25 protein-coding genes and 1 riboswitch are annotated in these 24414 nt (G+C 37.7%); of the genes, 12 read left to right on the forward strand and 13 right to left on the reverse strand.

The window, feature by feature from the left end:
• Positions 1-38 precede the first annotated feature (38 nt).
• Positions 39-1226, reverse strand: a complete 1188-nt coding sequence (locus BT1A1_RS12695; protein ID WP_034771879.1) for an MDR family MFS transporter — start codon at positions 1224-1226, stop codon at positions 39-41.
• Between the two features lie 318 nt (positions 1227-1544).
• A complete protein-coding gene (locus tag BT1A1_RS12700; RefSeq protein WP_034771881.1) occupies positions 1545-1811 on the reverse strand; it encodes a YtzC family protein in 267 nt (88 codons plus the stop codon).
• Between the two features lie 335 nt (positions 1812-2146).
• Here BT1A1_RS12700 and BT1A1_RS12705 point away from each other — a divergent pair, with 335 nt between their 5' ends.
• Both BT1A1_RS12705 and BT1A1_RS12710 read left to right on the forward strand, forming a co-directional pair.
• The gene (locus BT1A1_RS12705; RefSeq protein ID WP_034771883.1) at positions 2147-3112 is read left to right on the forward strand and encodes a tRNA modification radical SAM protein MnmL/YtqA; all 966 of its coding nucleotides are present in this window, start codon (positions 2147-2149) and stop codon (positions 3110-3112) included.
• Positions 3109-3681, forward strand: coding sequence for a tRNA 5-(aminomethyl)-2-thiouridylate-methyltransferase MnmM (locus BT1A1_RS12710; RefSeq protein WP_034771884.1), 573 nt, complete (start codon positions 3109-3111; stop codon positions 3679-3681). Before BT1A1_RS12705 ends, BT1A1_RS12710 begins: the two co-directional genes overlap by 4 nt.
• A 209-nt stretch (positions 3682-3890) precedes the next feature.
• On the opposite strand, the gene BT1A1_RS12715 is transcribed toward BT1A1_RS12710, so the two are convergent.
• Positions 3891-4892, reverse strand: coding sequence for an LLM class flavin-dependent oxidoreductase (locus BT1A1_RS12715; protein ID WP_034771885.1), 1002 nt, complete (start codon positions 4890-4892; stop codon positions 3891-3893).
• A gap of 186 nt (positions 4893-5078) precedes the next feature.
• Positions 5079-6149 carry a tetraprenyl-beta-curcumene synthase family protein gene (locus BT1A1_RS12720; protein ID WP_034771887.1) on the reverse strand — a complete coding sequence of 357 codons (1071 nt, stop codon included), beginning with the start codon at positions 6147-6149 and terminating at the stop codon, positions 5079-5081.
• A gap of 201 nt (positions 6150-6350) precedes the next feature.
• On the opposite strand from BT1A1_RS12720, the gene BT1A1_RS12725 reads away from it, so the two are divergent.
• Positions 6351-6875: a gamma carbonic anhydrase gene (locus BT1A1_RS12725; RefSeq protein WP_034771889.1), complete on the forward strand. Its 525-nt coding sequence runs from the start codon at positions 6351-6353 to the stop codon at positions 6873-6875.
• Positions 6876-6919: 44 nt separating this feature from the next.
• Here the strand turns inward: BT1A1_RS12725 and hmpA are convergent, their stop codons facing one another.
• Entirely contained in the window at positions 6920-8122 is a 1203-nt protein-coding gene (gene hmpA / locus BT1A1_RS12730) for an NO-inducible flavohemoprotein (RefSeq protein WP_034771890.1), read from the reverse strand.
• A 437-nt stretch (positions 8123-8559) separates the two neighbouring features.
• Between hmpA and BT1A1_RS12735 the strand changes: the two genes are divergently transcribed.
• The gene (locus tag BT1A1_RS12735) at positions 8560-9006 is read left to right on the forward strand and encodes an Rrf2 family transcriptional regulator (RefSeq protein WP_034771892.1); all 447 of its coding nucleotides are present in this window, start codon (positions 8560-8562) and stop codon (positions 9004-9006) included.
• Between the two features lie 202 nt (positions 9007-9208).
• Here BT1A1_RS12735 and metK read toward each other — a convergent pair whose 3' ends face one another.
• Positions 9209-10405, reverse strand: coding sequence for a methionine adenosyltransferase (gene metK, locus BT1A1_RS12740; RefSeq protein WP_034771894.1), 1197 nt, complete (start codon positions 10403-10405; stop codon positions 9209-9211).
• Between the two features lie 331 nt (positions 10406-10736).
• A riboswitch (SAM riboswitch) is annotated at positions 10737-10841 on the reverse strand.
• A gap of 242 nt (positions 10842-11083) precedes the next feature.
• Between metK and pckA the strand changes: the two genes are divergently transcribed.
• Positions 11084-12664: a phosphoenolpyruvate carboxykinase (ATP) gene (gene pckA / locus BT1A1_RS12745; RefSeq protein WP_231553335.1), complete on the forward strand. Its 1581-nt coding sequence runs from the start codon at positions 11084-11086 to the stop codon at positions 12662-12664.
• 363 nt (positions 12665-13027) lie between these two features.
• Here pckA and BT1A1_RS12750 read toward each other — a convergent pair whose 3' ends face one another.
• Entirely contained in the window at positions 13028-13399 is a 372-nt protein-coding gene (locus BT1A1_RS12750) for a PH domain-containing protein (RefSeq protein ID WP_034771896.1), read from the reverse strand.
• A gap of 157 nt (positions 13400-13556) precedes the next feature.
• Complete coding sequence (locus BT1A1_RS12755; protein WP_034771897.1) at positions 13557-13799, reverse strand: DUF2584 family protein; 243 nt, start codon at positions 13797-13799, stop codon at positions 13557-13559.
• A gap of 269 nt (positions 13800-14068) precedes the next feature.
• Between BT1A1_RS12755 and BT1A1_RS12760 the strand changes: the two genes are divergently transcribed.
• The 3 genes from BT1A1_RS12760 to BT1A1_RS12770 all read left to right on the forward strand — a co-directional run bounded on the left by BT1A1_RS12760 (position 14069) and on the right by BT1A1_RS12770 (position 16816).
• Complete coding sequence (locus BT1A1_RS12760; RefSeq protein WP_152617961.1) at positions 14069-15073, forward strand: ABC transporter substrate-binding protein; 1005 nt, start codon at positions 14069-14071, stop codon at positions 15071-15073.
• A gap of 179 nt (positions 15074-15252) precedes the next feature.
• On the forward strand, positions 15253-16032 hold the full coding sequence (locus BT1A1_RS12765) for an ABC transporter ATP-binding protein (protein WP_034771899.1): 780 nt from the start codon (positions 15253-15255) through the stop codon (positions 16030-16032).
• Positions 16010-16816 (forward strand): ABC transporter permease, encoded by an 807-nt coding sequence (locus BT1A1_RS12770; protein WP_034771900.1) that lies wholly within the window; start codon positions 16010-16012, stop codon positions 16814-16816. Before BT1A1_RS12765 ends, BT1A1_RS12770 begins: the two co-directional genes overlap by 23 nt.
• 83 nt (positions 16817-16899) lie before the next feature.
• Here BT1A1_RS12770 and ytkD read toward each other — a convergent pair whose 3' ends face one another.
• Together ytkD and BT1A1_RS12780 are read right to left on the reverse strand one after the other, a co-directional pair.
• On the reverse strand, positions 16900-17373 hold the full coding sequence (gene ytkD / locus BT1A1_RS12775; protein WP_034771901.1) for an RNA deprotection pyrophosphohydrolase: 474 nt from the start codon (positions 17371-17373) through the stop codon (positions 16900-16902).
• Positions 17374-17420: 47 nt separating this feature from the next.
• Complete coding sequence (locus BT1A1_RS12780) at positions 17421-17747, reverse strand: hypothetical protein (RefSeq protein ID WP_034771902.1); 327 nt, start codon at positions 17745-17747, stop codon at positions 17421-17423.
• Positions 17748-17943: 196 nt separating this feature from the next.
• Between BT1A1_RS12780 and BT1A1_RS12785 the strand changes: the two genes are divergently transcribed.
• Together BT1A1_RS12785 and BT1A1_RS12790 are read left to right on the forward strand one after the other, a co-directional pair.
• Positions 17944-19020 carry a branched-chain amino acid aminotransferase gene (locus BT1A1_RS12785; RefSeq protein WP_034771903.1) on the forward strand — a complete coding sequence of 359 codons (1077 nt, stop codon included), beginning with the start codon at positions 17944-17946 and terminating at the stop codon, positions 19018-19020.
• Between the two features lie 149 nt (positions 19021-19169).
• Positions 19170-19421, forward strand: a complete 252-nt coding sequence (locus tag BT1A1_RS12790; RefSeq protein ID WP_043988499.1) for a DUF6154 family protein — start codon at positions 19170-19172, stop codon at positions 19419-19421.
• Between the two features lie 61 nt (positions 19422-19482).
• Here BT1A1_RS12790 and BT1A1_RS12795 read toward each other — a convergent pair whose 3' ends face one another.
• Positions 19483-19917 carry a Dps family protein gene (locus tag BT1A1_RS12795; protein WP_034771904.1) on the reverse strand — a complete coding sequence of 145 codons (435 nt, stop codon included), beginning with the start codon at positions 19915-19917 and terminating at the stop codon, positions 19483-19485.
• Positions 19918-20132: 215 nt separating this feature from the next.
• Here BT1A1_RS12795 and yidD point away from each other — a divergent pair, with 215 nt between their 5' ends.
• Both yidD and BT1A1_RS12805 read left to right on the forward strand, forming a co-directional pair.
• On the forward strand, positions 20133-20423 hold the full coding sequence (gene yidD / locus BT1A1_RS12800; RefSeq protein ID WP_043988500.1) for a membrane protein insertion efficiency factor YidD: 291 nt from the start codon (positions 20133-20135) through the stop codon (positions 20421-20423).
• 244 nt (positions 20424-20667) lie between these two features.
• Positions 20668-21645, forward strand: coding sequence for a metal ABC transporter solute-binding protein, Zn/Mn family (locus BT1A1_RS12805; RefSeq protein WP_034771905.1), 978 nt, complete (start codon positions 20668-20670; stop codon positions 21643-21645).
• Between the two features lie 36 nt (positions 21646-21681).
• Here BT1A1_RS12805 and BT1A1_RS12810 read toward each other — a convergent pair whose 3' ends face one another.
• Positions 21682-23184, reverse strand: a complete 1503-nt coding sequence (locus tag BT1A1_RS12810; protein WP_034771906.1) for an o-succinylbenzoate--CoA ligase — start codon at positions 23182-23184, stop codon at positions 21682-21684.
• A gap of 77 nt (positions 23185-23261) precedes the next feature.
• Complete coding sequence (gene menB, locus BT1A1_RS12815) at positions 23262-24080, reverse strand: 1,4-dihydroxy-2-naphthoyl-CoA synthase (protein ID WP_034771907.1); 819 nt, start codon at positions 24078-24080, stop codon at positions 23262-23264.
• Between the last annotated feature and the right edge of the window lie 334 nt (positions 24081-24414).

Here is a 24414-nt window from a genome sequence, read left to right on the forward strand (position 1 = left end):
GCTGCCCGAAATGAGGCAGCGATTCAGTGAAGACAGCTTTACACAACTTTTGTCTGAAATTTTTTGTCCAAACCTTTATCATAAAAAATCGTTGTAAACATTGAAATAACGTACAGAAAAAATAAAATAATAATGAGGATAGACATCCCAAAATGATCGACAAGAATACCACCTAAAATCGGTCCGACCATCCTTCCTGCGGTTGCAGCACTGTTAATAATACCTTGGTAAAATCCTTCTTTCCCTTTTGGTGCCAATTGATCTGCGATAGTCGGAATGGCCGGCCAAACGAGCATCTCTCCACAAGTCAAAATAATCATTGCAGACATAAAACCGCTGAAATGGTGAGAAACGGCAACAACACCAAAGGAGACCAAGAATATGAAAGTGCCGATGATAATTTGTATTTTTAATGATCGGGCAAACTTTTTCACAAATACGGCCAATAGCGGTTGTGCCAAAACAATTAATGCACCGTTCACTGTCCATAGAAGGCTGTATTGCTCAAGGGAAATATGAATTTCTTGCGTGTACGTTGCAATTGTTGTTTGCCATTGAACATAGGCTATCCAGCAAAGCGCATAACCAATAGAAAGAATAAGTAAGGCACGCATATTCCGTCTATAATGATGTACATTTTCTCCTTGAATTTTTATGGAGGAGATTCCACTGACAGCCTCGTCGGAAATATTTCGATAAGACATAAATGCAATGATAAAAAAGATAAGGTATAAGACCATATTGGAAACAAAAATTAAATCAAAAGAAATAGATGCAATAAAGCCTCCCATTGCGGAACCGATAGCAACACCGATATTTGCCGCCACATACATCGCATTAAATGCTTTTCTGCCTCCATCTTTCCATGCTGCACCGGCTAAAGCGTAAATAGAAGGGTTGACAATCCCGGATCCCAAGCCGATTAAAACAAGTAGAATCGCATAACTTGGCCAACCATGTGAAAATGTTAGAGCAATTAATGCGGCCAGTGTAATTCCGGCACCGGTAATAATGGCCTTAAAACCACCAATTTTATCAAACAAATAACCGCCTAACAAATTCCCAATGACCGAAGCTGCCGCATTTAACATTAAAACAAAACCTGCCAAAGATAACGATTTTCCTAAATAGTCGTGTAAATAAATGGTATTTAACGGCCATAAAAAAGAGCCTCCGGTAGTGTTGATCAAATGACCAATAAAAATAAACCAAAACGGACGAGGCATGAATAACACTCCTTATAAAGTTTCATCCGTGGGATTATTCTCCCGCGGATAGTTAGTTGAACCAATCGGACCTTTATGGACATCTCAAAATCTTGAGGTGAGGTCACACTGCTCAATAAGGTGGGATAAGAATTTTTTTAACAAAATATTTAAGTTCACAAATTATTGTAGGAGTTTTTCTATAAACATGCAAAGAAAAGTTTTTTGTGCAATAATATTTCTTTTTACATCAAATCATAAATATATTCAAAATCATTTCAAAAAGGGTACCTAGAGGAATAAAAAAATAATTCCTCATTCTAGGCACCCTAAAGTTCATTAATGATGGTCGAGCAATGTCATTTCATTTTGCAAAGATTGGATCTGTAATCTCATCCGGTGAAGACGGTCTCTTTGCACGGCATTAGCACTCCTGTACACGGCCATTAGTTCATTATATTGGTCTTCCAGCCTTTGTTGTGCCTCACGATATTCCTGATCATGAAAATACCCTTGTTTTGAACCGTCAATTAACTGTTCTTGTGCAAATTCAACCGTTTGCTGACATTGGTAAAGAAAATCCTCCATAGACTTTCTTGTTGTCATCCACGCCCCTCCTCAATACCATCATTCATGTCCTTTCACATTTATTTTCCTCGTTTCATTGTAAATATTGTCTCTCAATTAATGGGAAAATTGTCAAACACGATTTTTCCTTTAAGAACATGCAAGATATGAATAGGGATGATAAAATGAAAGTTATGGAATAAGTTAGTCATAAAAAACGCTCCTTATAAAGTGAAACTTCCATCAGTAGGGATTTGATGGTTAGTTAACCAATCAGACGCATGCGGGCATTTTCTTTGTAAACTATAATCTTGAGGGTGGGTCTTGACTCGCCGTTAAGATGCGATAAAACTGAAAGGAAGTTACGTTACGCAATGAATCCATTTCCGTATACAAATGATTATAAACGATACCATACTTGGAATTATCATCTAAGAAACCATTTTGGCCATAAAGTTTTTAAAATTTCGTTGGACGGCGGGTTCGATTGTCCAAACCGGGATGGCACGGTCGCCTATGGGGGCTGTACGTTCTGCAGTGCGGCCGGATCCGGTGATTTTGCCGGTAATCGAGTTGAACCGATTGAGGTCCAATTTCAGTCAATAAAAGAAAAAATGCATCAAAAATGGAAAGACGGAAAATATATCGCTTATTTCCAAGCTTTCACCAATACACATGCCCCCGTTGATGTTTTACGGGAAAAATATGAGACGGCACTCAAGCAAGACGGTGTTGTCGGTTTATCGATTGCAACAAGACCGGACTGCCTTCCCGATGACGTCGTCGAATATTTAGCTGAGTTAAATGAACGGACCTATCTTTGGGTTGAATTAGGTTTACAAACGGTCCACGAGCAAACAGCCAAACTCATTAATCGCGCCCATGATTTTCAAACCTATGTAGATGGTGTTGAAAAATTGCGCAAACATCATATTCGCATCTGCAGTCATATTATTAACGGGCTGCCAATGGAGACACCGGAAATGATGATGGAAACCGCAAAAGCAGTCGCAGCTCTTGATGTTCAAGGAATTAAAATCCACTTGCTCCATTTATTAAAAGGAACTCCAATGGTAAAACAATATGAAAAAGGAATGTTGAAATTTTTAACCTTTGATGATTATGTCAATCTTGTTTGCGACCAATTAGAAATTTTACCCCCGGAAATGATTGTTCATCGGATTACCGGTGATGGTCCGATTGATTTAATGATTGGTCCGATGTGGAGTGTAAACAAATGGGAAGTGCTGAATGCGATTGATGCCGAATTGGAACGGAGAAACAGTTATCAAGGGAAGTTTTATCATGCAACTGTTGATCAGGAAGTGCATGGGGTATGAAGTTAGAAAAAATCTTGCCCTATTCACATTCTTTGTTGGAAAAAGCGGCTGCGACCGGTGATGTTGTTGTTGACGCCACGGTTGGTAACGGCAATGACACAATTTTTCTTGCCAAATTGGTCGGGCCGACTGGAACGGTTTTTGGCTTTGATATTCAGCAGGAAGCGATTGAGCGGACGAAGGAGAAATTGGCAAATAATGGTTTGCACGATTCGGTTATTCTGTTCCAAAGTGGGCATGAAAATTTGCTGGATTGCATTCCGGATTTATACCACGGGAAAATTAAAGCGGCCATTTTTAATCTTGGTTACTTACCAAATGGTGATCATTCAATCGTTACAAAACCGGAAACAACAATTACAGCCATTGAACAGCTGTTAGAAATAATGGATGTGGAAGGGATTATTGTCCTTGTGATCTACCAAGGCCATTCGGAAGGAAAAATTGAGAAGGAAGCTTTACTTAAGTTTGTAACTAATCTTGATCAACAAAGAGCACATGTATTACTTTATCAATTTTTAAATCAAAAAAATGACCCGCCATTTATTGTTGCAATTGAAAAACGGTAAGGGGGAAGTAAAAACCTTTTGGGAAGTAGCCAAAAGGTTTTTCTTTACTGTCTGATAGTGAGCACTCAAAAAGCTAATTGAATATTTTCCGTGTTGCTAAATGGCCATTCGTCCTGTATCTACGTTAAAAAAACATTTTTCATCCTCTGTAGTGTAGCCCGCTACATGGAGACCTTGAGAATTTTATCACAAAATCTATTCAGTACCAATCAAAGCATCTCATCCGCAATCAACGCATATGACTTCAGCTTATCTTGAAAGTCATAAGTGATTGAAACGAGCATGATTTCATCTGTTTGGTAAAGTTCACTTAATTCTTCAAGCTTTTGTTTGATTTTATTCGGATTCCCGACAATCATCCGCTTCCGATTTTCCTGAATTCGCTTAAGCTCAAAAGGACTGTACCGATAACTTATCGCTTTTTCCGGACTCGGTGTTCCTTTCGATTCCATACCTTGCTCCAACATAATCATACTTAAATCTATACTTGATGCAACTCGTTCTGCTTCTTCATCCGTTTCGGCACAAATAGCAAATACCGCTACCATATTTTTTGGCTTCTCCAAATAGTTTGACGGAGTGAAATTATTTATGTAGTGATTCATGAACGATACCCCGCCCTCGCCATTAATAAAAAGGGCAAAATTGTAGGGCAACCCCATTTTTGCCGCCAACACAGCACTTGCCGGACTGGAACCTAACATCCAAAGCTCCGGTACAGTCTTAACCATTGGAGATGCCTTCAAGCCATATAAAGGGTTCGTCTCCGGAAGATCATCATATAAATATTGCAGCAATTCTTCTACTTTTTCGGGATAATCATCGACATTCCGAGTACGACTTTTATTCAAAGCGATTGTTGCACGCGGCATTCCACCGGGAGCACGTCCGACACCTAAATCAATTCGTCCCGGCGCCAATCCCTCCAATACGCGAAAATTTTCGGCAACCTTATACGGACTATAATGCGGCAACATCACGCCACCTGAGCCGACTCGTATATGCTCAGTTTTTGCAGCCAAATATGCTAACAACACTTCCGGGGAAGAACCTGCTAAACTATACGTATCATGATGTTCTGATACCCAAAATCGGGTGTATCCCCATTTTTCGGCAGATTGAGCTAATTCTACCGTATTTTTCAAAGCTTCCTCGGCACTTTGCCCTTCTGATACCGGTGATTGATCTAAAATACTTAGTTTTAAAGACATTTTTCCATCCTCCTTAAGCGTTTTTGTTCAAATGATATGAATTCGCATATAGTGGAAAATTTCAAGTTTTAAGTATTAGTTCGCAAGCCGAAAAAATTTTATATTTTTTCGGTGACCAGAGACTTCGATAGCATTACCTCGCAAGCGAAAATGATTTTTCGCTGATTCCGGCTCTCCTCCTACCTATTACTGAGTTTTCCTTGCTTGATATTTTCGATAGGCTTTTGCATTTATATAAAAGAAGTAGCTTTTCGTACCACCTAATTTTAATAATTTTTGTGACAGTTCCTTTAATGATTGTTGTTCATCAACTTTCCCGTCGGATAAATATAAACCAAGTAAGCCGCGATTAATTAACTGATGAAATTTCCGATCCGGTAATTCCTTCGTATGTGTATCTGCCTCTTGTAAAAATAATCGAAACCTACGATACAGCTGTTCATGATTTTTATAATAAAAACAAAAGTTCAAATCACCGCCTTCCCGATCTTCTTCCTGGTCAATGAAATAATCGAGGAGGATGTGGAGCCCCTGAATATATGGAAAATAACCGTTGCGAATGGCTAATCCATCTTTTTCGGTAAAATCATCCCGCGTCGCATAGGCAACTAAACAAAAAATCCCTAATGTTGAACCGGAACAAGCGGAAAATTCAAACCATTCCATTTCCGGGAGATTCGTTTTTGACTCGTTAAACCATTTTTGTAACCGGGGAATCCGCTCCTCTACTTTCACATGTTTATGTACCTGTAAATCACAGTAATACTGGCATAGCTCAATTAAATATTCTTTAATCATTGGGTAATGCTTTATTTTTTTCAATACATTTTGGCAAGTTGTTACCAATTCCTGCAAATAGTTGCCATCCTCTTGATCATCCCGGTACCTGTAATAGTTCGTTCCCCCTTTTCCGACAGTCAATGCGGTTATCATGGATTCATGAAGTGCTCGAAAATCTGTCGGGTCTTGTGAATTGGAACGATCACATAAATTATCCAAGTAATCACTGATTGTTTGATAAGCAATAATGAAGGATATGACTTCCGGATAGTTTTTCTCTGCCAAAAGAGCCAATATTGATCCACCTTCACAATGGAATCGTTTATTCTTAATACTTAAAAGCGCCTGTTTTCGTAATTCTTCATTCGGTATTTCATTCGCCCGCTTTTTCCAATAGTCTAGTTCCTTATGAACAGCTGGAAAAATTTTCTTATATGAATGAATCATTAACGTTATTGGGCCAGATGGAACTGCCACTTGATTCGCCTCACTTATCACTTATTACAATATAGTTTTTTTATATAAAGTATATTATATCGAAAAACAACTTGAATTTGTAATGACCTGTTTTTCCGGCGTAGTTTTCTTTATTCTAACTTTACTCCTATGTTAAGCGTGAATAATTAATTATTTTCATGTAAAATAGACTAGTTAGATTTTCATGAAAGGTGGAGTTGGATGTATAAAATATATCCCTATAAAGGGAAATACCCAAAGATTGCTGAAACGGCTTATTTGGCTGATTTTGTTACGGTAACCGGAGCTGTGGAAATCGGGGAATATTCCAGCGTGTGGTTTCAAACGGTAATTCGTGGCGATGTGGCGCCGACAAAAATCGGGAATAACACAAATATTCAAGACTTATGCATGCTTCATCAAAGTCCCGGTAATCCGTTGATTTTGGAAGATAATGTGACAATTGGCCATCAGGTTACCTTGCATAGTTGCATCATTCGTAAAAATGCGCTTGTCGGTATGGGCTCCATTGTTCTTGATGGCGCGGAAATTGGCGAACATGCTTTTTTAGGTGCCGGAAGTCTTGTCCCACCCGGCAAAAAAATCCCGCCACATACAATGGCTTTCGGCAGACCGGCAAAAGTAATCCGGGATTTAACTGACGAAGATTATGAAGAAATGAATCGGATTTACAAAGAATACCGGGAGAAAGGGCAATATTATAAAAATTTAAGAGACAATTACTAAAAAGACCGGATACCTCATTTCCCGGTCTTTTCATGCACTGCAAACTATTGAATAAAGTCCACCTTTGGACCAAAGAACTCATAGCGAATATGGTGTTCAGGCAAACCCATCTGATTTAATATTTGAACAACAGCTTTCATAAAGGGTACCGGTCCACATAGATAACAAATAGTATTTTTAGATACAACTTTTTGTAAAAATGAAAGATCGATATAGCCGATATGATCACAGTCGGTCTCCTCAAGATTTTTTTGTTCTAAAACTGTATAAACTTTTGCCTTATTTAGTTTTTTCGCAAGCTCCTTAACATAATCACCGAACGCTTGCACATTTTCGTTTTTGGCAGCTTGGATAAATGTGATTTCACGTTCGCTATTATCCTTAACCAATGTCTCAAACATGCTTAATAACGGCGTAATTCCGACTCCACCGCTAATGAATGCGACAGGTTCAGTTTCTTCCGTATTTAATACAAAATCTCCAGCCGGTGCACTGATGTCTAGTTGATCCCCGACATGTACATGATCATGTAAATAATTCGATACCACACCCAACGGTTCACATTCATTTTCCCGTTTTACAGAAATGCGGAAATAATCATTCCCGGGTGCACATGATAAACTATAATGGCGATTATGTTTGAATTTTTCATCGGGTATGCTTAGGCGAACTGTTATGTATTGCCCGGGTAAGTAAGTTGGAATAGATGCGCCATCCGTTGGTTTTAAATAAAAAGATGTAATTGCTTCACTTTCTTTAATTTTATCAATAACTGTAAATGCTTTAAGGTCAGTCCAACCGCCTTTTTGTAAGCTGGCTTCCCGATACATTTCCCCTTCAACTTGAATAAATACATTGGCAATTTCCTCATACGCTTCTGCCCACGCTTGCAAAATTTCATCTGTTGCTGCTTCACCTAATACCTCTTTAATTGCGGCCAATAAGTTTTCACCAACAATCGGATAATGTTCCGGTCTAATGCTTAAAGCCCGATGTTTATGGGCAATTTGTTTTACTGCCGGTAAAATTATCTCTAATTCATCAATATGTTTTCCTGCAGCAATGACTGTGTTGGCTAAAGCAGTCGGTTGAGTTCCTCTTCGTTGGTTCACATGGTTAAAATAATTTAACAGTTCAGGATGATTTTGAAACATTCTTTTGTAAAATGTGCTTGTAATCGTTGTGCCATATTCCTCTAATACAGGTACGGTTGATTTTACAATTTTGACTGTCTTTTCAGATAACACTATTACCATCTCCTTTAACATGTAAATTAAATACATCTTTAATCTAAAATAATTCTCTCTTTAAAGCAATATTTAAAATACATCTTTTAAAAAACGTTCACAATTAATAAACTGGTACTTTAATCGGTGGAAGAATTGATTGTCAGTTGAACTAATCAGATGTATGTGGGTACCCCCTCTCCTACCTATTTTCCTCGTTGACTATAATTTTTTGGGGCCTAACCTTGCTGTTATCTGTGGGATTTTCTCCATTCCCCACTCATGGTCAGTTTTGAACCAAACGGACGTATGCGAACAGTTCATCCTCTACCTTCTTTATAAACTCGAAAATATTGAGATAGGGATCTTCCTGCCCGTTAAAATAATAAATGTAGTATAATTGAGATAGCCGTAGTGATAATAATCTATCCATGCAAAATCTATGATTGGTGATGATAATGAAACTGACTTCTTATACAGATTATTCTTTACGAACATTGATCTATTTAGCTTCACTTGAAACAGATAGACTTTGCAATATTCAGGAAATTTCAGATGCCTATGGTATTTCAAAAAATCATTTAATGAAAGTGGTTCATCACTTAGGAAAGCTTGGAATTATTGAAACCGTACGGGGAAGAAACGGGGGTTTTCGTTTGGCCCTTCCACCCGGCGACATCAATATCGGTAAACTTGTCCGGCAAACAGAAGATGGTTTTTATTTAGTTGATTGTTTTAATCCCGACACCCCGAATGCTTGTGTCATTACTCCGGTTTGCGGACTTTCTCATATATTAAGAGAAGCTTTACAGGCGTATCTTCATGTTTTGGATAAGTATACACTGGCCGATATTGTAAAGTCGCCCGAGGCCTATCGGGAATTACTATTTAAAGAAATACAATGAGTAGCAAACCATAGTTATACAAATCTAAAATCAATTTCTAAAATCTCTTTATTAGGATTTAACTTCTCCCATGGACTTTATAACTCAAGAAAGGGGCTGTCCAGAAAGTCATTTTTTCGACTTTTGGATGCCCCTTTCTTGTTTAAAAAACTTGATAAATCAATATTTTAAATGATTCGATATTAGAAGTTCGCCACAATAGTTATCTCATTGCTGCTTTTTTCAATAACTCAGCTTTATCCGTTCGTTCCCACGGCAAGTTTATATCCGTCCGACCAAAATGTCCGTATGCCGCTGTTTGTTTATAAATCGGTCTGCGTAAATCAAGCATTTTGATAATTCCGGCCGGTCTTAAGTCAAAATGTTTACGGACTAGATCAACTAAAACTGCTTCATCAACTTGCCCCGTCCCGAATGTATCAATAGAAATTGAAACCGGTTGGGCAACCCCAATCGCATAAGCAAGCTGTACTTCACATTTATCGGCAAGTCCGGCTGCAACAATATTTTTCGCCACATAACGGGCAGCATAAGAAGCGGAACGATCCACTTTCGTCGGATCTTTTCCGGAGAACGCACCGCCACCATGATGAGCATAACCCCCATATGTATCGACAATGATTTTTCTCCCCGTTAACCCGGCATCACCTTGTGGTCCACCGACAACAAAACGGCCAGTCGGATTAATAAAAAATTTCGTTTTATCATCAATAAACTCGTTTGGAACAACCTTTTTAATAACGAATTCATGAATATCCTTTTTTATCTGATCCAAATTTACTTCCGGGTGGTGTTGTGTTGAAATAACAATTGTATCGATTCGAACCGGTTTGCCATTTTCATCATATTCTACAGTTACTTGAGTTTTCCCGTCCGGACGCAAATATGGAATAATTTCTTCTTTTCTAACTTCAGCAAGCCTCCGTGCCAGCCGATGCGCTAACGATATCGGAAGCGGCATCAACTCACTCGTTTCATTGCAGGCAAAACCAAACATCAACCCTTGGTCACCGGCACCGATTGCTTCGATTTCATCATCAGTCATCAAGCCTTCGCGCGCTTCCAAAGCTTGGTTAACGCCCATCGCAATATCTGGTGATTGTTCATCGATGGCTGTCAATACGCCACAGGTCTCTGCATCAAACCCATATTTTGCCCGCGTATAACCAATTTCTCGAACCGTATCCCGCACTATTTTTGGAATATCAACATAAGAAGTTGTGGAAATTTCTCCAAATACCAGCACTAACCCGGTTGTAATGGATGTTTCCGCAGCAACACGGGCATTCGGATCTTCGCTTAAAATCGCATCCAGAATCGCATCTGATATTTGATCGCAAATTTTATCCGGATGTCCTTCCGTTACCGACTCTGAAGTAAATAGATGTCGTGTCCCCATAATTTTCCTCCTTAAAATCGCGCTGGCATTCATTTTATAAAAGCAAAAGCCAGCTTTTTATTTGAAACGGATACAAGCCAATGCCCAGGATCAACATCGGAACGTTTTTAAACGATCTGCTTTATTATATTAATAAGCATTCCCCATTCAAATTGGAGATATAATTATACAAAAATCTAAAGAAAACTCGGCGACTGCCGAGCCATTAGGCGAAAGCAGAGCCGTAATTGCACTTATGCGTTAGGAAAGTAGAAATTGAAAAATTTCTACTTTCCTATTAGCAAAAAAAAACACCTTCCCATGAGGAAAGGTTGCGCACGTCTTCCTTTCACTCTTATCGTTCAAGGAATCACCTTGCATCGGTTAGCACCTTACTTGCAATAAGTAGGTTGCCGGGTTTCCTCGGGCCTGTCCCTCCACCATCTCGGGATAAGAGTATCCGTTATAGATAAATCATACATGATATGAGAAATATGTCAATTGTTTTAAACAGAGATTAAAAAAGTTTTTTAGAAAACCAATTCAATTCCGTTATCTAAATTAGAAAAATGAGCTTAAAAATGAATGGAAAATGGGGCAATTTTTTTCTTTGAATAGTATAGACTAATAAAATATATATGTTATACTATTTTTCGAAGGGTATGAGAAAATAACAAAGGGGAAGGTTTACTAATGAAAATGGTAAGTAAGGTAAACAGTCTGTATGAATTAGTAAATGGAAATAATATTTTAGTACAATTATCCGTTCCACAGTTAATGGAAAAAATTATTAACAATAAAGAAGGCTTACTAACTGACAAAGGTGCAATCAGTGTAACAACCGGGAAGTATACGGGGAGATCACCGAAAGATAAATATATTGTTCAAGAAAACTCTGTGCTGAATAAAATCGATTGGGGCAGTGTCAACCAACCAATCTCAAAAAAAGTATTTAACAGATTGTATCATAAAGTTTTGCATTATTTAAAACACAAGAAAGAACTGTACGTGTTTAAAGGATTTGCCGGCGAAGACAAATTATATCAACTGCCAATCCAGGTGATAACCGAATATGCATGGCATAATTTATTTGCCCATCAGTTGTTTATCCGCCCAACCGAAGAAGAATTGAAAAATCACCAAAGTCAATTTACAGTTATTTTTGCACCGGATTTCAAAGCTGATCCGGTCATTGATGGCGTTAGATCGGAAACATTTATTATTATTTCTTTTGAAGAGAAGGTTGTTCTGATTGGTGGAACAGAATATGCCGGTGAAATGAAAAAATCAATTTTTACAATTATGAACTATTTGCTTCCCGAGCAAGATATTTTCTCTATGCATTGCTCTGCCAATGTCGGGGATGACGGGGATGTTGCACTGTTCTTTGGCTTATCCGGTACCGGTAAAACAACGCTATCAACAGATAAAAACCGGCGTTTAATCGGGGATGATGAACATGGCTGGTCGAATCACGGCGTGTTTAATATTGAAGGCGGATGCTATGCGAAGTGCATTCATCTATCCCGAGAAAAAGAACCGCAAATCTATGATGCGATTAAATTCGGGGCCGTTTTAGAAAATGTTGTAGTAAACGAGAATACAAGAATACCGGATTTTGATAATGGTAGTTTAACGGAGAATACACGGGCCGCTTACCCGATTGATGCGATCGATAATATTGTTCAACCAAGTGTAGCCGGTCACCCGTCAACGATTATTTTCTTAACGGCCGATGCATTCGGCGTACTTCCACCGATTTCAAAATTGACAAAAGAACAAGCCATGTATCATTTCTTGAGCGGGTATACAAGCAAACTTGCCGGGACAGAACGTGGGGTGACTGAACCGGAAGCGACCTTTTCCACCTGCTACGGTGCACCGTTCTTACCTTTACCGGCCAAGCGTTATGCGGAAATGCTCGGCAAAAAAATTGATGAGCATAAGGTGCAAGTATTTTTAGTCAATACCGGTTGGACAGGCGGCGTTTACGGTGTAGGCAACCGTATGAAGCTTGCTTACACTAGGGCAATGGTGCAAGCTGCGATTGAAGGAAAATTGAAACATGTGGAGACCGTCAAGGATGAAATTTTTGGACTTCATATCCCGGTTCATGTTCCCGGTGTTCCGGATGAGGTGCTTTTACCGAATAAAACATGGAAAGATGAATTGGCCTATAAAGGAAAAGCAAAAGAATTAGCAGGGAAGTTCCGGGAAAACTTTAAGAAATTTACCGATATTGATGCGGAAATTGAGAAACTTGGAGGACCAATTGCGTAATAACTGATAGAAAAAACAAGGACCGGATATGGTCAGCAATCCACCGTTCACGTTTACAGGGCTGTCCTAAAAGTACAACTTTCTAAATTTTATTGTTAAAAGAATAGATTCGGTTTATTTTCGTTTCAGTGGCGGACGCTTTCCGCGGGCACGGCCTCAGCCGCTTCGTCGCTCGTTACCTCGCTCCTGCAGGGTCTTCGGCTCGTGCTGTTCCCGCAGGAGTCGCCGCCACCTTCACTTCAATCAAACTATTCAAATTAAATTAATTTTTGACTTTCTATACAGCCCTGTTCTTTTAATTACTCCCAACATGGAATATCATTTGTCATTCTTTTTGCCAAAGTCCATTTTCTTTCAGTCTAGTCATAGTAAAACCGCTTCGGCAATGAGCTTGTCGAGTTTACGGATATCGACTCCTTTTTTTACATTCACTTTAATATGGCCGGCTCTTGTCCATAATTCTACTTCGGCATTAACATCCAAAAAAGTGCCTGCATTTTCAGTCGACCACATATTGATTGATGAATAAGGAAGCGAGTATATTTCAACCTTTTTCCCGGTTATTCCTTGAGCATCTCTGACAATTAATCTTTTGTTTGTAAAAATGGCACTGTCGCGAAATGTTTTATAAGCAGCAACAGCAACTTCCCCTTCCACCAAGATGTCTTGAACGTCATTTGGAATCGGACATTCGGAAATCAGCGTCCATTCCAAAATTGCTTGTGTTTCAGCCATAAATAATACCCTCCTTTTATTTTTTCATTCTAATTAGGATTGCAAATCGACTTCTGGAATTTTCCATTTAAAAAAAGCATACCATGAAAAGTGTGACCCAACATATTGTTTTTGAGCGTTTTTAGAAAAACCAGCTTTTTTTGTGTTTACTTGTGCCTTAATTAATTGTTTTTAATGCTGTCAACCTGTATATGATCGTTGTTTTTCCTTCAGACCATTCCAGCTTGTTAATTACACCTGAGCCGACAATTTCATCATCTTCCATTCTTTTCACTATTAAAGATGTATCCAATGGAAAAAGATGATATCCTTCTTTGACAATTTGAAAATAGTTTTCTTTTAAACGTGTTTCTTTTCCTGTAATGACAATTACCGACTCCAATTGAACCGGCATACCCATAAAAAAACCTCCTTATTTTTGTTAGTTTTCCTTTATATAAAAAATGTGTAATCAAAGTTTGAAGACAATCCGGTACATCTCAATTATATCATTTGTCATATTAAATATACGCCTTATCTGACAAGAATCCCTGCAATGATGTGGAATGCTAATGTAAAAGTCGTAACTTTTCACATGCTCGTCCCTTTAAAAAAATAGGCATTCACACATTTTTTTCAACTTCATACAATAATGTAACAAATTGACTCAATCATTTTGGAGGAATGAGTATGAATAAGTTGATGAAGAGAGGTTTGATCCTTCTTGTAACAGTAGTTGCTGCAATTGGATTAACGGCCTGTAAACAGGAAGATAAACATTTACAAAAAATTCGTATTGCCGAAGTTACCCGGTCCGTTTTCTATGCCCCACAGTATGTAGCCATTGAAAAAGGTTTTTTTAAAGAAGAAGGGCTCGATATTGAACTAACAACTGTTCCGGGCGGTGATAAAACGATGACTGCCCTGATTTCTAACGGGGCGGATATTGCTTTGGTTGGAGCCGAAACGAGTATTTATGTAAACAGCCAAGGAACTGAAGATGCAATCATTAATTTTGCCCAACTAACACAAACAGATGGAACTTTTCTTGTTTCGCGGGAACCAATTGACAATTTTACTTGGGATATGTTAAATGGTTCAACATTCCTCGGACAACGAAAAGGCGGGATGCCACAAATGGTCGGAGAATTTGTCTTAAAAAAACATCATATTGACCCGAAAAACGATCTTGAACTGATTCAAAACATTGATTTTGCCAATATTTCCTCCTCCTTTGCTTCCGGTACAGGTGACTTTGTTCAACTATTTGAACCGACGGCCAGTATTTTTGAAAAAGAAGGAAAAGGTCATATTGTTGCTTCATTTGGAAAAGAAAGCGGCCATGTTCCGTACACCGTTTTTATGACAAAAGAAAGCTATTTAAAAGAAAACAAAGAAACAGTTGAAAAATTTACTCGGGCGTTATATAAAGCACAACAATGGGTTTATGAACATTCGTCAGAAGAAGTGGCAAAAGTAATTCAGCCATTTTTTGAAGATACGGAACTGGACATCCTTACGTCCTCCATTGAGCGTTATAAAGAACAAAAATCGTTTGCGGAAAATCCGTTATTGGATAAAGAGGAGTGGAATCATTTACAAGATATTATGGAGGAAGCCGGAGAACTTCCGGAACGATTGGATCACAGTAATTATGTGAATACGGAAATAGCCGAAAAAATTACAAACGAGTAATATACATCAAACGAAAATTATCATTAGTTGCCGAAAGAACAATGAATCATGTGGATAATCTTTTATTTTTTATCCCAAAAATATTCTCGTTTAGTACTTTTATCCAATTATAAAAACCGTATTTGAATATATTGAAGTATCGGGAATTTTTTCAAAAAAAAAATAAGGAGGCTGAAAAAATGAGCTTTTTGGAGATTCAAGATGTAACCCACAGTTATTTTTCGAAACAATCAAAGACGACAGCTCTTATTGATGTTAGCCTCTCCATTCAAGAAGGTGAATTCATATCTTTTCTCGGACCGAGTGGATGTGGAAAAACGACATTATTATCCATCATTAGCGGATTAATTGAACCAACTATTGGTCATGTTTTACTGGAAAATGAAAAAGTAACCGGGACGAACAAAAAAACAGGCTATATGCTGCAACAAGATTACTTATTCCCATGGAAAACAATTGAGGAAAATATTTTCATCGGTTTAAAACTAACAAAGCAACTAAATGAAAAAACAAAACAAAATACTATTACCCTTCTTGAAAAAATGGGATTAAAGAATGTAAGTAAACAATTTCCCTCCCAGCTGTCGGGCGGCATGCGACAACGGGTAGCACTTGTTCGTACACTTGCGACAAATCCGAAATTATTGCTTCTTGATGAACCATTTTCAGCACTGGATTTTCAAACAAAATTAAAGTTGGAAGATCTCGTTTTTTCGACATTAAAACAATTTCAAAAGACAGCTATCCTTGTCACTCATGATATTGGAGAAGCGATCGCAATGAGTGACCGAATTTATTTATTTACTAACCGCCCCGGTACAGTCCACCGTGTCTTTCATGTACCTGATGAACTAAGAAGAGAAATCCCTTTTCATGCTAGAAGTCATGAGCAATATTCGGATATTTTCCAGGAGATTTGGAAGGAGTTGGAAGAACTTGAGCAAACAAACGATGATTGAACAGCTCCATCGAGATTACAAAAGGTCATTGACCAGAAATAAGCGTTGGGTCCACTTTTTCCAGATTATTATCTTTCTCACATTCTTTGTTTTATGGGAAATTGCCAGTCGCTTTCACTGGATTGACCCGTTGATTTTCAGCTCACCATCCAAGGTATGGGAATTATTAAAGGAAAATATTTTAGATGGTTCTATTTTTCCACATATTTGGACCACTGTATTTGAAACGATACTGGGCTTTATAATCGGGACGGTTGCCGGTACAATCTTGGCTGCGATTCTTTGGTGGTCACCGTTTTTGTCAAAGATTTTGGATCCATACTTAGTTGTGTTAAATGCGATGCCAAAAGTGGCAATCGGCCCGATCCTGATTGTTGCCCTTGGACCGACCATGACGTCTATCGTTGTCATGGGAGCGATCATTTCCGTTATTATTACAACCATTGTCGTTTATACGTCCTTTCGGGATGTCGATCAAAATTATCTGAAGGTCCTGCAAACATTCGGTGCAACAAGATGGCAATGTTTTAAAGAAGCGATTCTTCCCTCTTCCTTTCCAACCATTGTTTCAACATTGAAGGTCAATGTGGGGCTAAGTTGGGTTGGGGTTGTTGTCGGCGAATTCCTTGTTTCTAAACAAGGACTCGGTTATTTGATTATATATGGATTTCAAGTGTTTAACTTCACCCTTGTCATGCAATCCCTATTCATCATCGTCATCTTTGCCACCATCATGTATAAGTTGGTTGAATATATAGAGAAAAAAATCGTAAAAAACGGATAACAATCGTTGTCCGTTTTTTTTAAAGTATACAAAATGGTGAACAGCTTTTTAAAAAAACTTTATCCGGACGATCTGGGCATTTCTTAAAGTACATGATTCTCTTTAATAAATGCAATACATGATTGGATGACTTCATCTTTCATAATGAAACTATATTCATCCGTTAAACTTTCAGGTGTTAATGATGCCGAACTTAGAACCGGGCCATCCGTTTCAAAATATTGGTCATATTTTTCCATGCTTTTAGTTTTTGCATAGTAAACGTTTTTGACAAAATGCTCATTTGAGCCAATAACCTCATATTGACCAATATACAGTAAAGAATCGATTATTGCCCCGGTTTCCTCCTTCACTTCACGAATCGCCGCATCTTCGGGTGTTTCCCCTGGTTCCACCTTACCACCCGGAAATTCCAGTCCTCTTTTTTTATGTCTTGTAAACAACCACTGATTTTTATAACGGCAAATGATCAATACATGTTTTGGTTCCATGGCAAAAGCCTTTTTGGAAAACGATAAGTGCACGGTATTTCCATTTACATCTTGAAACGTCTTCATTTCCTGTCCCTCTTTCCAACCTTATCCACATCATCTTATCATATAAACTATAAATGGTCCGAATGATCGCTGTTTAGAACGCCCATTGATTGAATATGATTTTTTGTTTCCTTGTCTCCAAGTTCATACAACAGCGAATACATTTCCTTTATTCCATTATCATATATCTCATTCTGTCTGTCATGATGATATTCTAAAAAAGGGATATGTGAACGGACAAACGTTGCTAAGTTCGCCTGATGAAGATTGTTAAATATTTCTCTTAATTTTTTTATATCACTATCTGCCGCATGGATTACATAATGATATGTATCCAATTCACTTTTACTTATTTCACCATTTACTATATCTATATAGTATTTTTGTGTTTCCATCAATCTTTCACTCCCTGCAAATTTTTGCCTTTTCAAATATCATAACTAGTTTTACATCAAATAATTACACATTTCCTAAGTTAAAATTTTTAAAATTTATTGACTAAATAATAAATCAGCTATAAAATTATCATTACAAATAATTTTTGAAAATAACTTAGAATGATTTTATTTCATTTAGGAAGGAAGACAACAAATGAATCAAGTCTCAAAAATTGATTTTATCAAAGCAGAGAAATTAAAAGAAAAACCGGACCCGGATACGCTTCAATTTGGTAAAAACTTTACAGACTATATGTTCATGATGGATTTTGATGGAGAAAACGGTTGGGTAAATCCGATCATCAAACCGTTTGAGTCGATTACATTATCACCGGCATCTTTTGTTTTCCATTATGGTCAAGCTGTTTTTGAAGGGTTAAAGGCTTATAAAACCATTGATGAGCGTTCAGTCATTTTCCGACCGGAAAAACATATCGCTCGCCTGAATGCTTCTTGTAAAAGATTATGTATTCCACCATTAGACTCTGAATTAGTATTGGAAGCCTTGACCACACTTGTAGAATTGGAAAAAGATTGGATTCCGGAAAAAGAAGGCACCTCATTATATATACGGCCTTTTGTCATTTCCACAGAACCATATCTCGGTGTTCGGCCTTCACACCATTATAAGTTTATGATCATCTTGTCGCCGGTAGGGGCTTATTATTCAGACGGACAATTAAATCCGGTAAAAATTTACGTGGAAGATGAATATGTTCGTGCGGTTAAGGGCGGTGTCGGTCATGTTAAAACCCCGGGAAATTATGCAGCAAGTATTTTGGCCCAAGAAAGAGCAAACGAGGTCGGCTATGAACAAGTACTTTGGCTCGATGGCAAGGAAAATAAATATATTGAAGAAGTTGGAAGTATGAATATCTTCTTTAAAATTAACGGAGAAATTTATACCCCGAAATTGAACGGCAGTATTTTACCCGGGGTCACGCGTGATTCCGTTATCCAAATTGTACATGATTGGGGAATCCCGCTCCATGAAGAACTAATTTCGATTGATGATCTTTATGAAACATATCAAAAAGGACAACTGGAGGAAGTATTCGGTACAGGAACGGCTGCAACCATCTCACCGGTGGGAGAACTAAAATGGGAAGAACATGTGATGACGATCAATCATTTTGAAACCGGCGAATTTGCCAAAAAATTATATGAAACAATGACCGGTTTCCATTACGGTAAAATTGAAGATAAATTCGGTTGGATTAAAGAATTATAATCAAGAAAACTCGGCGACTGCCGAGTTTTCTTTAAATGGTGTTATAAGTTTGTTTATTTTTACATATAGATATAAAATATAGGTAGTAAGGCTGACAGATTGTTTGTTCGATGATTGCTCCCAATTACAGATAAAGGAGGTTTTGGATCATGAAGTTCGTCGATGAATTATATGATTTTTACAAAAAGAAATTGACTGCTGACGACGAAGATATCGAGATTTTAGTAAGTTCGATCATGCAGGAATTATCCAAACAAGATATGTTAAACATTCTTTCCGAGCTGAATCAGCAGGAACTTTATCAAATAACCGGTACATATATAGCCTATAAATTGCGAGAAAAACTAGTCCAAGATCAACAATTAGGCTCAATTCATGACAAGGATACATATATTCATTAATAAAAACGGCTGTTATTGGTAATAACAATACATATTACCAATAACAGCCTTTGTCATTTGCTTATTTTCCTAAAAAAGCTTTAAACATCCAAATATGTTTTTGGAAGCTTTCACTGATTCCCAGTAATAAATCGGCGGTTCCTTCATCATCACCGGCCAATTCCATTGTAGCTGTTAATTCCTTGTCTATCGTTTCTAAATCGTTAACAAGCTCTTCCACCATTTCAACATCGGTTCCGACTTTACTTGCTTCTTTCACTGTAGCAAGATCGAGACATTCTTTTAATGTGGAAATTGGTTTTTCATTTAATTGCAATAACCGTTCAGCAATACTGTCGTTATGTTCGGTTACTTCATTATACAGTTCTTCAAATTTTGCATGTAAAGTAAAGAAGTTCGGGCCTTTCACAAACCAATGGAAGTGATGAATTTTCATATAAAGGACATTTAAATCCGCAACCAATTTGTTCATATTTTGTTTTAATTCTGCGTTCATAATAATTCCTCCTTATTTATGACACATTTCTTTATATACTTTTTTCAGAACATGATACAATTATGTAAGAAAAAAGCAAATAAAAAAATCATATTAGAGAATTAGGAAATTTTTACTAAGCAATCCTTAATTCTCCATAACTTTATTTTAAAACAATTACTTTGAACAAGCTATAGATATAATTTGAACATTTCCCAAAAAGGATGAAGCAAACAATGTTAAAAAACATATTTATCGGGCTCATTCGTTTCTATCAAAAATTTATTTCCCCGGCGACACCACCAAGCTGTCGATTTTATCCTACTTGCTCCCAATACGGTTTGGAAGCAATTCAGCGATTCGGCGTATTAAAAGGCGGCTATTTAACGGTCAAACGAATTTTAAAATGCCACCCTCTCCATCCCGGTGGTATCGACCCCGTTCCACTTGAATGGTCGTTTCGGTCTAAAAAAGGAGATGCGAACGAAAAGAATTCGAACCCAAATATGAAAAAAGTTGAGAAATAAAGAAAAAAGTTTCCCACCTTAACGGGCAGTAAACCCGCCCCAAGATTTTCGAGTTTACAAAAAAATAGGTGGGGGTTCAACTTAACCATCAAGACCCAAGTTTCTTTTTCAAATTTTTTCTTGCATAATGGAAAAAAATAAATTATGATATTAATATGCTAAATCGTAATGAATACGATTTATCTTAGAAACTAAATCGTAATTATTCCGATTTATAAATCACCAATTATTTAAGGAGGAATTTATGGGTAAAGGAAAATTAGCTATTCTCACACTCACTTTTATTTTTACCGTTATTTTAAATGGTTGTGGACCAGAAAATAAAACAAACTCTGCCGACACAAAATCAGATGGAAAAATTTCCGTTTACACGACCGTATTCCCGTTGGCTGACTTTACGAAAAAAATTGGCGGTGATTATGTTGATGTTCAATCCATCTATCCGCCCGGTGTTGATGAACATTCCTATGAACCGACACAAAAAGAAATTATTGACATGGCGAATGGCGATTTATTTTTTGCAATCGGATATAACCTTGAAGGATTTGTTAAAAAAGCACAACCGATTTTAAAAGAAGAAGGAGTTAAGGTTGTTCCGGTTGGGGAACAAGTTCATCTGGCAACACATGAAAATGACAACGGGCATTCAGATCATGCAGAACATTCAGAAGATGAAGAGCATGGACATGATCATGGCGGCGTGGACCCTCATATATGGTTAGACCCAGTTTATTCCATTGAGTTGGCCAATGCAATTAAAGAGAACTTAATAGAAAAAATGCCCGAACAAAAAGAAACGTTTGAAAAAAACTTCGAATCATTAAAAACTCAGTTGGAACAGTTAAATAAACAATTTACAGAAGTTGCCAACCAGGCAAAAGTGAAAAAATTTATTGTTTCCCATGCAGCCTACGGATATTGGGAAGAACGCTACGGACTCGAACAACTCAATATTTCCGGCATATCTACTTCTCAAGAACCGACGCAAAAGCAATTAATGGCAATAGTCGATGAAGTAAAAGCCAATCAATTGAAATATATTCTCGTGGAACAAAATGTCCACAATAAACTTGTTGATGTGATTCAATCTGAAACAAATATTTCAACACTACCGATTCATAATTTATCGGTTTTGACTGAAAATGATCTGAAAAACGGTGAAGATTATTTCTCATTAATGGAGAAAAACTTGGAAACATTGAAAACAGCATTAAATGAATAGTCCAATTAGCACTCAAAAAGGTCCCCGGAGAAATTATTATTCCCGGGAGACCTTTTTATTGTTAAGCTTTTCTTTTAACACTCTGCGAAGGACTTTATTCGCTGCGTTTTTCGGTATTTCATCCAATTCAATCCACCGCTTTGGAACTTTATACTTTGCTAATTTTTTTACACAAAATTCCTCCAACTCGATATTTGTCACTTGACAGCCATCTTTTGCGACAAAAAATGCCACCGGAATTTGTCCCCAAAAAGAATCTTCCATTCCGACCACACTGACCTCTTTTATGGCAGGATGTCTATGAATCACGTTCTCAATTTCAGAAGGATAAATATTTTCGCCACCGGAAATAATTAAATCCGAACGTCGATCTAAAACAAACAAAAATCCTTCTTCATCCAAATAACCGATATCCCCGGTATGAAACCAACCATCTTTTGTAAAACTTGTTTGATTCGCTTCATTTCGATTAAAATATCCCTTTGTCACATTCGGGCCTTTGACAACAATTTCCCCTACTTGATTAGGCGAGGCAATTTCGCCATCTTTTTCAATGCGAATATCACTAAAAAATAATGGCTTACCGGCAGAACCAAGTTTTCTAATACTATCTTCCGGTGCCAACGTAACAATTTGTGAGGAGGTTTCCGTTAATCCATAGGTCTGAAAAACGGGAATATTTTTCTGATTACATGTTTCTAAAAGGCTCAACGGAACCGGTCCCCCACCGGTCAACATACAACGAAATGAAGGATGATAATTTCGGCTGCCAAGTTGCTGAATCATTCGTTGGAGCATAGTGCTTACCACTGACATGATTGTTGCTTTTCCGTCAACTAATGCTTGATTAATTTTTTCCTCCTCAAATTTTTCAAACAATACAATCGGAATCCCGTATAAAACACTTCGAATTAAAGTGGAAAAACCGCTAATATGGAAAAGCGGTACAGCAGTCAACCAGGCATCGTTTTCCTGTAAACCTAAATTCAATGCAGAGCCAATTGCACTTGACCAATGATTCCCGTAAGTTTGCAAAACCCCTTTAGGTTTGCCTGTTGTTCCCGATGTATACATAATGGTGCAAACCTCATCAAACGGAAAATCAGCCACTTCTTCAAAGGACATCCTTCCATAATGATGAAATTTTTCAATCCATAGTATCGGCTTAGAACAAAATGATTCTATTGCTGAACATTGGTCCGTGAAATCCGCTTCACTAATTAAATATTGTGCACGACTGTCTGTAATTTGAAAAATCAGTTCATTCGCTTGAAGCCGACCGTTTAATAAAACGGCCGGACAACCAAGCAATTGTAAAGCATGAAGAATAACGACCATATCTAGATGATTCTTTAGTAAAACCGCAACATGGTCACCTTTTTGCACTCCGGCACTATGGATTTTTTCCGCTGCTTCTTTTGCCTTTTCGTACAACGCTTGAAAAGTTATTTCTTGACCATTGAAATGGACAGCAACTCGGTTCGGAGTTAAATATGCCCGTTTCCGTAACCAGTTCGGAATTGTTTGAAAACCTGTCATTTTTCCACCTGACTTTACTTTAATGCTTAAGAATGAAAATTAAAGGGGCTCAGTTCAGCCCCTTGTCTACTTGAGTTTTACGGAAATCTCGGGAATTGATCAAAATCCGGTTTCCGTTTTTCTTTGAAGGCATCCCGACCTTCTTTTGCCTCATCCGTTGTGTAAAATAATAATGTTGCGTCCCCTGCCAACTGTTGAATACCTGCCAACCCGTCAGAATCAGCGTTAAAGGCAGCTTTTAAGAAACGGATAGCTGTCGGACTCTTTTCTAAAATTTCTTCACACCATTTCACAGTTTCGTCTTCCAACAGTTCTAACGGTACTACTGTATTGACAAGTCCCATTTCCAGTGCTTCCTGTGCATTATATTGGCGGCATAAATACCAAATTTCCCGCGCTTTTTTATGACCGACAATTCGGGCCAAATAACCGGCACCATATCCGCCGTCAAAACTGCCGACTTTCGGACCGGTTTGTCCAAAAATGGCATTGTCTGCAGCAATCGTTAAATCACAGACAATATGTAATACATGTCCGCCACCAATGGCATACCCGGCTACCATTGCAATTACCGGCTTTGGAATTACACGGATTAGCCGTTGCAAATCCAAAACATTCAGGCGTGGAATATTATCTTCACCGACATATCCTCCATCCCCACGGACCTTTTGATCACCGCCGGAACAGAATGCTTTATCGCCGGCACCGGTTAAAATAATCACCCCGATTTTCGAATCATCACGGGCATAACTGAATGCGTCAATCATTTCTGTAACAGTTTTTGGTCGGAAAGCATTTCGAACTTCCGGACGATTGATCGTAATTTTGGCAATGCCATTATAGGTTTCATAAATAATATCTTCATATTCCCGTTCACGAATCCATTCTCTCGCCATTATAATCCTCCTTCTTTAACTGTATTCACGAAAATTTATTGGATATTTTAACAAAATGTCCATATTTATTTTACCAAACTTATCCCATTTTTCCACGGGATTAACCCGGGGAAGAGCAAAATTTGATTTCCATCTTATTTTTTCATTTTTATGAGGGATATTTCTTGAACTTTTATCCTTTTATTAAAATTGCACGTTTTTACTATACTGATCCCGGTTTTCTACGTGATTTGCTTTTAGAATCTATCTCTTAAATTTGATACTTCCATTTAATATTGTGAGTTTATGATCATTCTATTTCCCCGGAAACTTTTTTCGATTATCTGCTAAAGTC

This window comes from Caldibacillus thermoamylovorans (genome assembly GCF_000751775.1).
Classification (GTDB): domain Bacteria; phylum Bacillota; class Bacilli; order Bacillales; family Caldibacillaceae; genus Caldifermentibacillus; species Caldifermentibacillus hisashii.